Here is a 12,446-nt window from a genome sequence, read left to right as displayed (position 1 = left end):
AGCTCTTGTGGCAACTTACGAAAATTGAGATGCGCCAAAAGTACTCCGCTTCGGCGTTTGGACTGGTATGGGTTTTTCTTCTCCCGATTCTGAATATCGCGATCATTTGGTTCGCGTTCGAATTCGGAGTGAGAACCACCCCGCGTGAAGGAGTCCCATTTATTTTGTGGCTCCTGACGGGGATGATCCCGTGGATGTTCTTCTCCGAATCGGTTCTGAGCGCCGCGACCTCAATTACGGAAAAGTCTTACCTCGTCAAAAAAGTCGTTTTCGATTTTTCGATGCTTCCGCTCATCAAACTCCTCGTCGCCGGAGTTCTGTTCACCACTCTGGCGCTGATCTTCGTCTTCGTGCTTGCGGCCTACGGATTCTACCCGACATGGCATTGGATTCAGTTTGCCTACTACACGATAGCGCTTTTCGCACTCGTAATGAGCGCAGCGTGGTTGCTTGCGACGATCACCGTTTTCTATCGCGACTGTGCCCAGGTCGTCTCGCTCGCCGTGCAAATTGGGTTCTGGACCACTCCTATTTTTTGGTCCGTCGAGAAACTTCCCGCCCACTTTAGACCTTATGTCGAGCTCAATCCAATGGCCTACATCATCACGGGTTATCGACACGTGTTGTTTGATCAATCAAACTTTTGGGATGACGGGGCCGCGCTGATCAAATTCTGGACTCTGGTGATCCTCTTCGCCAGCCTCAGTAAACTCGTCTACGGCCGAGCAAAGAATCACTTCGCGGATGTGCTGTGATGATGGACGCATTGGTGATCCGCGATATTTCCAAAGTCTACCGCGTTTACAATCATCCCTTTCAACAATTGATGGAGATGATTGATCCTCTCGGACGTCCGAGACATCAACCGTTCCACGCCTTAAATTCGCTTCACCTGACGGTCCCACGCGGCGAAACGCTCGGGGTGTTAGGCAAAAATGGGAGCGGAAAGTCGACGCTCTTGAAGATCATCGCCGGAGTCCTCACGCCGACTTCGGGAACCTGCACCGTGAATGGAAGAGTCTCGGCGTTACTTGAGCTCGGCGCGGGCTTCAACCCAGACCTCTCGGGCAGAGAGAATATTTATTTGAGCGGGGCTCTCCAAGGTCTTCCCCGCCAACGTATGGCCGAGAACTTACGCTCGATCGAGGAGTTCGCCGACATCGGCGCGCACATCGAGCAACCCGTCCGAACTTATTCGAGTGGGATGTTCGCACGCTTGGCCTTCGCGGTCTCCATTCACGTCAATCCAGACATCCTCATCGTGGACGAAGCTTTAAGCGTCGGAGACGTGTTCTTCCAAGCGAAGTGTTTCGCGAAATTCGATTCTTTCAAGAAGGAAGGTAAAACCATCCTATTCGTCACCCACAGCCTCGAAACGGTGGCGAAGGTCTGTAGCTCAGCCATCCTCCTGGACGCGGGAAGACTCGTCGCGGAAGGAACACCCCATGCGGTCATCAACGCCTACCGCCGAATCGACTCAGGTCGCACTCCCACCGCCGAAAAGGATGATACCGACAACTACGGTTCAAAGGAGCTCACCATCGCTTCGTTTGAGATCAAAGGAAGGGACGACCGAACGGGACCGGAGTATCTGCAAGGTGATTTGGTCGAGATCAAGATCAACATCGAAGGCGATGCACTTCTTCCAGGATTGATCTGCGCCTTCGCCATTCGCTCGGTCGAAGGATTGGACGTCGTCGGATCAAACACCGAACTCTTGGCTATTGACCTCTCGCGATCTTTCGCTCGCGGAGCCCGGTCGGTGAAATTCAAGCTGCCATTGGACCTGCGCTCAGGCCAATATCTGCTTTCTCTCGGTTTGACCCGAAAAGACGAATCGGGCGCACTTAAAATCGTACATCGTCGTTACAATTGCCAATCATTAACGATTCTCCCCACCCAAAACGGCACGGGAGTGTTCGCGCCCCAGATCGGAGTCCAAATTGAATAATCACCGAATCTCATCCGATATCGATTATTCCGATGGCGACGTGGAAAAGGAAATTTTGGCGACCGTCCAACAAGCGAACACGCTAAGCTCAACCACGTCCATCGCTCCGGAGCGCCATGCGAACTGGGCTTTCGAATATCATTTGAGCCACCGGCGAGCGAACTTGCTCCGTCACCTTTCCTTTGCCGGTTGCTCGGCTCTAGAGATTGGCGCGGGAATGGGAGCGATGACCCGCTTTCTTGCCGAAAGTGCCTCTCGCGTCACGGTCGTCGAAGGCACGCGATCCCGTGCCGAAGTCCTTCAGTCACGAGTGCGGGATCTAGAAAACATCGCTGTCCATATCGGAGACTTCAAGGCCTTCGAGAGTGATGAACTCTACGACCGTGTCGTCGTCATTGGCGTGCTGGAATACGCCGATGTGATATGGGGTGGGGAAAGTCCGTTTCTAGATTTTCTGACGAAATGCCGAAAACACCTTAGACCAGAAGGCCAGCTTATTCTTGCAATCGAAAATCGCCTGGGCTTCAAGTATTTTAACGGTGCCACCGAAGACCACACCGCCCAGCTGTTTGACGGCATCGTCGGCTACAAAGGAGCGCGCTCTCCTCGAACATTCTCTCGTCATGAACTGCAAGAGCTCTTCTCGAATGCCGGTTTCGGGCAGACCCGTTTTTCATATCCCGTACCGGATTACAAAATGCCGAAAGGCGTTCTCCAGCAGGAGTTGTTCGACCTGAACCCCTCATTGTTTAAGGAGCTCAGTCTCTCAACATACAGTCGGGACTATTCAGGACATCGGAGCGAACTGGTTCCGGACGAGCTCTTTGTTTCTGCTTTCTCTGATGGACAACTGCTGGACCAGTTTTCGAACTCTTTTCTGATCCAAGCCAGCCCCCTCGGAGAGGTCGCCGGACCGCGAGAACTCGCCACTCTTTACTCGTCTACGACAAGCCCGCTGACCCAAACTCAGTTCACCGAACGCCAGGGTCAGATCGAAGTGACGAAATCTCATATTCACGGTCCAACAACCTCGAAAGGTCTCAAGTGGATCGCCCCCCCGCCGACGATCGTCAAAGGCACGACGCCGGTGAGCTTTGCGCTGCTACGTTCGAGTTACTTCAACGACGACAATAGATTTGATCAAATCTGGGCCGCGTACGAAGCCCTGATCACGCAAAGCCGTGACGGCACGACCGTCCCCTCAAATCAGTGGGACTTAATTCCACGAAACATCATTCAGAATGACGATGGACTGACTCCCATCGACTTGGAATGGGAACTCAACGAAGATCTTGAGATCTCGTACCTCATCTATCGTGGAATCTCTTCCTTAAGTCCCTACGTCAAATCTTATCTCGCCGAGCGATTCGGCACTTTGGATGTCTTCTACCAAGCGAGCTGCGAACGTCTTGCCGTTCTGCCGGAGCTTGATCGATGGATCGGATTTGAGATCCAAGTTCAAGTCGAACTCAACGGCCAAAGTGGTCATTTTGAGGATCTCAAAGCCGACTTCATCGCCTCCAAACGACCGCAAGTCCGCATCACCGATCTCGGACGCCAGCTTTCATTCCTTACGCGTGAGCGCGAGATTTTGCTCGCCGAGCAAGTTCGCTTGAATGCGGAGTTACGCACTTTCACCGATAAACTCGCGCGTATTCACCGGCTTCCGGGAATGAAATATCTCCGAAAGTTCAAACGTTTTGCCGCCGCCTCGCGGAAGGGGCGCTGAATGAATGAACACGCGCGTCTCTTGTTGATCACCGGCGGAAGTGGTTTCATCGGCCAGCATTGCGCAAGGGAAGCTCTCCGTCGTGGTTTTTCCGTGGTGATTGTCGACCTGAAGCCAGGACAGTTGCGGGCTCCTAACCTCCGCTACATCCAATGCGACGCCCGCGACTCCTCGGCCTTTGCGTCCGAACTGAAAACCGCCGACGCCATCATTCACCTCGCGGCAACTGTGAACGTCAAACAGTGCGAAACTGAGCTCGAAGTCTCTTACGCCAATAACGTGATGACCACGATCGCCTTGCGATCCGCGATTCGAAGCTCTACGAAAAAGCAACGTTTCGTTTTTGCAAGTTCCGCGGCCGTCTACGGCGACCTCGGGCATGCCCAAGCCAGCGAAGATTCTCCCACCTCCCCCCTCTCAAACTACGGACTGCAAAAACTTTTTTCAGAACGTTTCCTCTTTCAGAACGAGCACCCGCAACTATCGACCATCGTTCTGCGTTTTTTCAACGTCTTCGGTCCCGGCATGGACCGGACTTCTCCGTATTCCGGTGTCATCGAGATTTTTATGAGAGCCTGCGAAGAGAATCGCCCTCTCACCATTCGCGGCTCCGGGGAACAAACCCGGGACTTTGTTTATGTCGGGGACGTCGCCCGGGCGGTCGTCGACGCCGCCACGTCTGACTCACCAGGCGGTGTTTTCAATGTGGCCTCGGGCCGCGCCATGACGGTCAACGAGCTCGCGGATATGATCGAATCCATCTACGGCCGCCCCTTCTTTAGACGAAATGAGGAGTTCGGTGGGTTTGAAATCATGCACTCAAGAGGGGACTCCCGAAAAATCCAGACCGTTCTTGGATGGCAGAGCGAGGCAAACTTCGGCGCATCTTTGCGTATAACCAGGGAGACACGGAGTTGAAGATCAGCATTTGTATCCCCGCTTACGAGGCCCCACGACTTCTCTTTCGCGCCCTTCTTTCCGTGGTGAGCCAAAGTGGAGAGGGTTTTCAGACCGAGATTGTCGTGACAGATGACTCCAGGTCCGATGCCGTTCAAAATGTGGTTCGACAGTTCCAGGACAAAGGAACGGATATCACCTACGTCCGCAATCAACCGAGTCTGGGCGCACCGGGAAACTGGAATAAGGCTCTTCGCCTCGCGACGGGAGACGTTTTGACTCTCCTTCACCATGACGACTTCTTCCTGAGAAACGACTACCTTGCAAAGCTCGCGCAGGTTTACTCTAGCGATCCGTCGATAGGGATGACGATGGCAAGATCCAGCTGGATTCGGCCACTCTCCCCGACTCGTCTTCAACGCGGCCCTTCGAAAAGGCAAATTCTCAAACTGAACGCGGGCTATATGCTGGAACTCTTCGGGACCAATTTTGCATCGACACCTTCGGCCGTGACATTCCGGAGTCAGTGTCTTGAAGACTATGACAAGCAATTCAAATATCTATTGGACGTGGATCACTATCTGGCCATTCTTAAGCTTCGGAGTCCGCGCGTGAAGCGTTTAGACAAGCCGTGGATCGGTATCAATGTCGAGGATCCCGGCCAAATTACAAATGCCATCGTATTCAGGAACCCGGACTCCATCAAAGCCGAATGGAAAGCGCTCTTCGCGAAATGGGCTCCCCGAGATTTCTTGATTCGACGACTTGGCGCCACCAAGATATCCAAAGCACTTGAGAAGGACGGCCTGACATGAAAATCACAACGGTTATCCCTGTCTTCCGTGACACCCAGTATTTGCTGGATGCCATCCAAAGCAGTTTCCTTCAGACCGACGTCGAGCACGAAGTCATTGTCGTCAGCGATGGCAACTCGGAAGAGATCGAGAAAGAAATTCTTACCTTCACAAAAATTCCGGGTGTGCGTGCAGAAGTTCTTTCGGTGAATGTCGGCTTGGCCGAAGCGCGAAATGCAGGCTTTCGCAAGGCCACAGGAGATTTTGTTCGCTTCTTGGATGCCGACGATGTGCTCTTGCCTGACTCCGCAAAACAATTGAAGGCTTTCCTCACACATTCGGAAGTAGATGTCGTCATCGGTAAATATCTTTTTAGTGATCGAGAACTCGTCCAAACCTGGGGCAGCGACTTGCCGCCACTCGCGACAGATGTCACCGGTGCAGACATTCTTTTCGGCTGGGAGACCTCGATTTCGATTCCGATTCACAGCGCTCTTTTCCGCCGCACGACCCTTCAAAAGCTGAACGCCGATGGTCCGTTCCGTTCGGGGATGCGGGCGAAAGAAGACTTCATTTTTTGGGCGGAACTCCTGAATATCGGAAAGTCTTTAACCATCGAAGATACCGTCTGTCTTTATCGTCAACATGGTACTAATATGTGTAAAGATATTCGCAGTATGGGTGAAAGCTATTTGCGAGCGGTGAATATTATTTCCTCAACGGTCGTTGCCGACTCCGACGTCCGGCTGCGTTTTTTGGACCACAGCCTCAATCACTTCTATCACTTCTACTTCCGCCCCCAACGCGGTTATCTCGAGGAAAAATTCGCGACATGGGGATCTCGCATAGAACATGCCCTACGGAAAAACCAGCTCCTCTTCCGCACGGCGAAGTCGTTGCGCAAAGCTCTTACTTAGTACTTTCGCCCCCGACACGCCAAAACTTCGCGCGAAGACGTCGGGCGAGGCGCAGAACTCGCAGAGCTTCGGCGACATAATAGAGGCCCCCGGCACGAAACAAAGATGTACGAACATCAAAAATCCCCGGGGAGACCTTGCGAATTCTTTGGCTAAGAACAAGCTCAGTCAAAATCATCTGAGCCTTCAGACGTAAATTCTCATGGTTTTCCTGGGTCCAAGGTTTCGCCGAGTGCCATGTTGCGCCCAAGCGATAACCAGGGTCCACTCTTCCGGTCAGCCACTCATGCAAGTAAGCACGAAGACTGGGGCTCACCAAAGCCTCTCTCGCGAAGAGAGACTCGCCACCGAACACTTTCGACCAATCCATCTCGAAGGAAAAGCGCCCCAGCTTACGCACTGTCACCGCGGGCATCACGAAATAGTTTGTCCGAATCCAGCTCCGAAGTGAATATCCGAAAAACTCGACACCCGACGGATATTCGTCCACATAACCGCAGGTCCATCCAGCCTGAACTCGCTTCTGGATTTCCGAAGGACGAAACATCTTAAGAAAGCCCCCGCCATAATTCACCGCGAGCGTATCGTTGGCGAAAACGAACACCGCCGTCGCGGCCGCGGGTCGAGAGAAGATGTGCCGAATCCCGACATCCCAACCGGAAAACTCACGCCCCGAGTTGTCCCCTTCCAGAACCACCGCTTGATCAAATGGCACGCAGATCTTCTTGTTGTCGACGATCACGATTCTCAACGGGATATCCGCAAAAATTCGACTCGTCGTCTCGATAGCGGTCCTGAGCGCCACCTCGCGATTTCGGTCCCCCCACTCGAGATAAACGAGGATCACCTCACCGAACGCCATATGCTTCATCCGCAACGGCGGATCGATCGAGGATCCGGCCACAGCCTTTGATCGCGCACGCCCGCGCGAAAGAGGGGTCGATCCGAAGGTGCAAAAGTCCGACCCCGATATACAACAAACCTCCGAACCAAGTGCTCGAACGCCAACCTCTTTCGACGAGGCCAAGCTTGAATCCAAAACTCATATAGTCCGCGATCATACGATCCGTGATTCTCCAAGACTCAATGGCGCGCCCCTTGAGTTCCTGAAAGCTCGTCCCCGGTGGACGATAGAAGAAACCCTGGTAAGGAACGACGCCAACGGCGTTCCCATCATGCTGAACATAGTCGTAGAGCGGCGAAGCGGGAATCGGATAGACACCTCCGCGAGCCGCCGCCACGAGGGCGTACCACTGATCATGATACTTGAAAGAGTCCGGGATTTTCCAGTGGGAGCGCAGAAGTTCCACGTCCATCAGGCTGGCCGCTCCAGTGACACAGTTGCGGATCAGGAAGTGGGCGGGTGACTGCTCTTCCACTTGCCGATCCTCATGTCTCCAGGCCGACTCCGCGATCAACTCATTCCCGCGATCCGTGAAACGGACAACCCGCATATCGCAATGAACCAAAGATCCCATCGGCTTCGATTCCAAAAAGTGCACAGACCTCGAAAGCTTCTGCGGATACCATTCGTCGTCTTGATCGCAGAACGCGACGGCGTCGATATCTTCCGCCAGAACCATCGAGACGCCACGTTCAAAATTTTTGGTTGCCCCTAGCCTCTCACAATTCTCAAAGATGCGGAAACGAGGGTCCGAAAGCTCGGCCGCGACCTCCAAGTTCTTTGTGATCTCGGCAACCGACGAATCAACCGTGAGATAGCAAACCCAACTCCGGAAGTCCTGTGCCCTCAGGGAACGCAATTGCCTTACGAACATCCTCGGATCCGGATCGTAGACGGCCATGGCAATGCCCACCTTTCGAACCCCGCCGCGACGCAATCCCGAGGATGGACCCACCGTCTTAAATCTCAAAATGCGGTTCAACAGATACTTCTGATCTTCGAGGCTGAGAACCCAGTACCAGCCCACGATCGGCGTCAGAAGAAAAACGGCGCCCGCAGAAGCGATACGTAACGACAAAGAAAGAGGCATCGTCACGGCCGCGAGGCCAAAGAAAAGAAGAATCCCTAAGACCGCGCGCGCCAACCCTTCTGTTGCCTTCAGGCGCGAGAGCGACACGTAGTGCAAGGCCAAACTATCGAAAAGCACACGCACCATCCATGCTCCCGCCGCACCGACAACGCCATTGAATCGGAGGCCGACATAGAGAAAGAGCGCGTACAAGGGAAACTCCACGACGTGTAGTTTCGCGGGGAGCGAAGGCTTTCCGATGGCCTGCAAGAAGGCCGCGGGTACAAAACCGATGCAGTTCGCGAAAATTCCGAGCGCAAGGACCGAAAGTACGGCGGCCGACTGATGTGCGTATTCGGGGTTAATCCACAGGCGAAGAATCTCTTCCGAAAGAACGGACAGAGAAAAGGACAGCGGCGCGATGACGATCACCAGAAACTTGGTGCTTCGGAAATATAAAGTTCTGAGTGAAGGCAAAGACTCAGCCTGCGCGGAGAACGCCGGAAAGATCACGCTAATCACGGCGCCCGGTAGAATCCAAAACTTCAGCACGATTTCCATCGGCGCCGTGTAGTACGCAACGGCCACCATCGAAATCATCGAACCGATCAGAAAGCGATCCAGATACGAAAGGAAGGGCTGAATCAGATTGGACATGGATATCCAGAATCCAAAACTCAGTAGCTCCCGCAGGACATTTCGCGGCACCCGAAAGCCTTTGGGATATCCCGAAAGGCAGCGACCGCACATGACTAACATCAGCACCCACATCAGAATTCGCGCGAAGACCAACGTGGCGATGATCCAGGGAAGCTCGATGGTATAAGCCGTCATCGCTAACGGTAAAAGGTAGGTCAACGCCCCAATGGGAACCTGTATGAAGTTGATCCAATCGAATTTCTGAAAAGCCTCAAGAGTCCCGCGAAATATGGTCGAGCTCACCACGAAAGGAATGACGATCCCCATGATCTTTAGACTATTCAACACCTCGCCGTGCAGCCGATTGTCGACGGAAAAGAAATGAACCGTTAACCACTCCGACGAAAAGTAAAGAATCCCACCGCCCAAAATACCCAGGGAGACCGAAATGAGGAGTGCCGCCCAAATCGCCTGAAAAAGCTCAGAGTTACGCAAGGGAATTTTCTGAACCACGGTTCGCACAACGGCCCGGCCCAGCCCGAGGTCGAAGAGATTGAAGTATCCCGCGAGCACCCAAGCCAAAGCCAAAACGCCGAACTTTTCGGTCCCCAAAGCACGAATCAATCCAGGGATCGAGAAAAACGCGATGAGAATCGGCAGTGCCTGCCCGATGATGTTGATGAATACGTTGCGAGCCAGCAAGTGCCCGGCGGGGCGCACCGACATCGCACCCAACTCTTGATCGGTATTACTCACGGAAGTCTCCGTAAATAAAATTCCCGTCCAAGACTTGCTCTAGAGGCTTCATCGCCAATAACTTTCTCTCTTGGTGGCCGTCTATTGAGAGTATCCGACGAACCCAATCCTGAGGATCGTCGGAAACCCATAGAAGGGAAGATCCAATAAGTGCTTTGTCGACTCTTTCGACTGCCGCTGAATTCGCCAAAGTAGGAATTCCCGAAGCCACAGCATCCAAAAGTTTAACTCTAACGCCCGATCCCTCAATATGCGGGATCAGAAAAGCCGAGAGACTGGACCAGAAATCCTCCATATCAGTCAGAAAACCGAGATACTCTACGAAAGGATATTGCTTCAACTTCTCCCGCATCTCGGGGCTCGGATTGCGACCTACGACACGAAGGGTTCCGGACCAACCCCGACGAAGAAGCTCGGGACCGAGGCGATCCAGGATCCACTCGAGGCTCAAGATATTCGGCGCGAAGTCGAGCGTCCCGACAAAACCCAGAACGCTCCCCATGCGCCGACTCTGATCGAGGTCCTCGACAAATCGCCGCTGGCGCTGGAGAAGGCGGGCGGGGTCATAACTCGGGGGCCTGACTCGCTGGCAGGCGGCAGGATGTCCAAGACGAGTTTGGAAATCCGATGCGTCCTTGGCACTGACGTACCAGCACTCGTCCACGAGGTTTGGCAGTATCCTTTCGATGTCGGTCAGCTTTCGCGCATTCATTCGGTGGATAACCCGAAAAGGGCCAATTTTCTCGTTTTCGGCCCTCAAGCGATAGAGGTCGGATTCTATATTGTGAAAATGCAGAACCCGCGTCTTCTCTCGCACATTGTCCCTGGATGATAACCAGTTCCACGCATATGTATAATGATAGATCGCCAGATCAACTTCAGACAACTCTTGGCGGTGGTCCAAGGAGCGTGGGTAGTAGAAGTCGGCTGGACTTGGTGCTGCGCTGAACAGGCTATTCAGCGTTCGCAGGGTACGTTTACCAATCCCCTCACGGCTTGTTTCATCTTCTCCCCAGCTAACGACTTTGACCTTTCCCTGAAACGGGTCAGACAATTGAGTCTTTCTAGAGATTCGATCCGCACTTTCTTTCCAAGTAACTAGCTCCACATCGTGCCATTGCGCCAGGCTCCGAATCTGATCGAACATGACTTGGTAAGCCCCTTCTGTGATGGGGTACGGAAAATATGGGCAATAGATACGGATTCGAAGGCGCTGCACGAACGGAAAAATACTCCGTTCTACTTAGGGACTCACACTGCTGCGTGTTATGTTTCCACACCTCCGATTTCTAGGCTATTAAGTAACTTTGGAGGAGTTCCTTGATCCCAGTCATCCTATCCGGCGGCAGCGGCACCCGCCTTTGGCCTCTTTCTCGAGCCAAGACGCCGAAACAATTTTGCCACTTTTTCGAGCAAACCCTACAAGAGATGACTTTGCGTCGACTGACAGCTTTTGGATCACCTTGGATTGTTACCAACAAAGGATTGCGCGATCAGACGGTTCTCCAACTAAAGCAATTGCAGATCCCTCTCGAGCATCTGATTCTAGAGCCCGTGGGCCGCAATACGGCGCCCGCTATCGCGTTGCTTTGCCATGTACTCCGTCAAAACACCGACAGGAATCAACTCGTCGGTATTTTTCCGGCAGATCAGCTTATTACTCAGGAAAAATCCTTTCAGATCGCTGTCCGCGCCGCCGAGTCCGAGGCCGCAAGAGGCAAAGTCGTCACTTTAGGCATTCGTCCGTACTATCCCGCGACCGGCTTTGGCTACATTCAGACGAGCTCAGAAGTACCGGCAAGCGCTCGTGAGACTTTGAAGTCCGTCGAGCGTTTTCACGAAAAACCTGACCTCCCAACCGCGAAGAAATTCCTGCAAAGTGGGTTGCACTACTGGAACGCCGGAATATTTATTTTCCAGATTGGCACGATGGCCGACCTACTCCGTCTTCATCAACCCGAGATGTGGAGACTTATCGAAAGCGTCCAACTCGACCTTAGTAATCTTGAAACGGTTTACTCGCAGATTAAAAACATCAGTATCGATTACGCAATTATTGAGAAGCTAGGGCCTACAGAACTTTCCTGTGTCCCGTGTGATATGGGATGGGATGACGTTGGTAGCTGGGACGCGATTGCAGAGATCAAAGGCAAACTTGAAACGCCAAATCATGTCACCGTGGACTCCGAGAACAACTATGTGCATACGCTTCCCGACAAACTCTACAGCTTCGCCGGAGTGGACGACCTGATCGTCGTGGATACCAAGGACGCACTTCTTATTACCCGCAGAGGGCAATCGCAAAAAGTGAAAGAGGTCGTCGAACAAGTCGGTAGTCGAGCACCTTCACTCCTGCAGCAGCATCCTGATGAGGAACGTCCCTGGGGGGGCTTTGAAGTTCTCAAGAATACAGATTCGTTCAAATCCAAAGTCGTCTTCGTGAACCCGGGTCAACAGATCAGCTATCAGTCGCACACCAAACGCGAAGAGCATTGGCTTGTCGTCGAAGGACGCGGCGTCGTCGTGCTCGACGAACAGGACATACCCGTCGAACGGGGCAGTTACGTGAAGATCCCACTGCAAGCCAAGCACCGTATCCGCAATACCGGTACGTCCGTCATGAAGTTCGTCGAAGTTCAGCTCGGAAGCTACTTTGGCGAAGATGATATCACTCGATATCAAGACGATTATAGTCGAACGTAACTTTTTGAAGTAAGGCCCAATCTTAAATGCGAACTAAGTTTTTCTTTCATTCCCGCGGTGCTGGACGGTATGCCGCGGCCATCTGGG

10 protein-coding genes are annotated in these 12,446 nt (G+C 53.1%); 7 read left to right on the top strand and 3 right to left on the bottom strand.

Annotated features, from left to right (window positions below; genetic code table 11):
- Window positions 1–29 precede the first annotated feature (29 nt).
- From KF767_07245 to KF767_07220, 6 genes are all read left to right on the top strand, one after another.
- Window positions 30–755, top strand: a complete 726-nt coding sequence (locus tag KF767_07245; GenBank protein ID MBX3017665.1) for an ABC transporter permease — start codon at window positions 30–32, stop codon at window positions 753–755.
- Window positions 755–1,951, top strand: coding sequence for an ABC transporter ATP-binding protein (locus KF767_07240; GenBank protein MBX3017664.1), 1,197 nt, complete (start codon window positions 755–757; stop codon window positions 1,949–1,951). Before KF767_07245 ends, KF767_07240 begins: the two co-directional genes overlap by 1 nt.
- A gap of 217 nt (window positions 1,952–2,168) precedes the next feature.
- On the top strand, window positions 2,169–3,680 hold the full coding sequence (locus KF767_07235) for a hypothetical protein (protein ID MBX3017663.1): 1,512 nt from the start codon (window positions 2,169–2,171) through the stop codon (window positions 3,678–3,680).
- Window positions 3,681–4,598 carry an NAD-dependent epimerase/dehydratase family protein gene (locus KF767_07230; protein MBX3017662.1) on the top strand — a complete coding sequence of 306 codons (918 nt, stop codon included), beginning with the start codon at window positions 3,681–3,683 and terminating at the stop codon, window positions 4,596–4,598. It begins immediately after the preceding gene.
- Window positions 4,595–5,392 carry a glycosyltransferase family 2 protein gene (locus KF767_07225; protein MBX3017661.1) on the top strand — a complete coding sequence of 266 codons (798 nt, stop codon included), beginning with the start codon at window positions 4,595–4,597 and terminating at the stop codon, window positions 5,390–5,392. The genes KF767_07230 and KF767_07225 overlap by 4 nt, the downstream gene beginning before the upstream one ends.
- Window positions 5,389–6,288, top strand: coding sequence for a glycosyltransferase family 2 protein (locus KF767_07220; GenBank protein ID MBX3017660.1), 900 nt, complete (start codon window positions 5,389–5,391; stop codon window positions 6,286–6,288). Before KF767_07225 ends, KF767_07220 begins: the two co-directional genes overlap by 4 nt.
- Here KF767_07220 and KF767_07215 read toward each other — a convergent pair.
- Genes KF767_07215 through KF767_07205 form a run of 3 tightly spaced genes read right to left on the bottom strand, consistent with a single transcriptional unit; the run spans window position 6,281 to window position 10,803 of the window.
- Window positions 6,281–7,150 carry a hypothetical protein gene (locus KF767_07215; protein ID MBX3017659.1) on the bottom strand — a complete coding sequence of 290 codons (870 nt, stop codon included), beginning with the start codon at window positions 7,148–7,150 and terminating at the stop codon, window positions 6,281–6,283. The genes KF767_07220 and KF767_07215 overlap by 8 nt on opposite strands.
- A complete protein-coding gene (locus KF767_07210; protein ID MBX3017658.1) occupies window positions 7,137–9,656 on the bottom strand; it encodes an oligosaccharide flippase family protein in 2,520 nt (839 codons plus the stop codon). Before KF767_07210 ends, KF767_07215 begins: the two co-directional genes overlap by 14 nt.
- Entirely contained in the window at window positions 9,649–10,803 is a 1,155-nt protein-coding gene (locus tag KF767_07205) for a glycosyltransferase (protein MBX3017657.1), read from the bottom strand. Before KF767_07205 ends, KF767_07210 begins: the two co-directional genes overlap by 8 nt.
- 173 nt (window positions 10,804–10,976) lie before the next feature.
- On the opposite strand from KF767_07205, the gene KF767_07200 reads away from it, so the two are divergent.
- Complete coding sequence (locus KF767_07200) at window positions 10,977–12,359, top strand: mannose-1-phosphate guanylyltransferase/mannose-6-phosphate isomerase (GenBank protein MBX3017656.1); 1,383 nt, start codon at window positions 10,977–10,979, stop codon at window positions 12,357–12,359.
- The last annotated feature ends 87 nt before the right edge of the window (window positions 12,360–12,446 follow it).

This window comes from Pseudobdellovibrionaceae bacterium (genome assembly GCA_019637875.1).
Classification (GTDB): Bacteria; Bdellovibrionota; Bdellovibrionia; order Bdellovibrionales; family Bdellovibrionaceae; genus JAHBUW01.
The sequence above is the reverse complement of the archived record's forward strand: the minus strand, read 5'-3'. Positions and strand labels throughout refer to the sequence as shown.

Excerpts from the sequence above, each read along its gene's own strand:
- KF767_07235 (MBX3017663.1), top strand. The coding sequence starts at position 2,169 with ATGGGAGCGATGACCCGCTTTCTTGCCGAAAGTGCCTCTCGCGTCACG.
- KF767_07220 (MBX3017660.1), top strand. The coding sequence starts at position 5,389 with ATGAAAATCACAACGGTTATCCCTGTCTTCCGTGACACCCAGTATTTG.
- KF767_07215 (MBX3017659.1), bottom strand. The coding sequence starts at position 7,150 with ATGGCGTTCGGTGAGGTGATCCTCGTTTATCTCGAGTGGGGGGACCGA.
- KF767_07240 (MBX3017664.1), top strand. The coding sequence starts at position 755 with ATGATGGACGCATTGGTGATCCGCGATATTTCCAAAGTCTACCGCGTT.
- KF767_07205 (MBX3017657.1), bottom strand. The coding sequence starts at position 10,803 with ATGTTCGATCAGATTCGGAGCCTGGCGCAATGGCACGATGTGGAGCTA.
- KF767_07245 (MBX3017665.1), top strand. The coding sequence starts at position 30 with ATGCGCCAAAAGTACTCCGCTTCGGCGTTTGGACTGGTATGGGTTTTT.
- KF767_07230 (MBX3017662.1), top strand. The coding sequence starts at position 3,681 with ATGAATGAACACGCGCGTCTCTTGTTGATCACCGGCGGAAGTGGTTTC.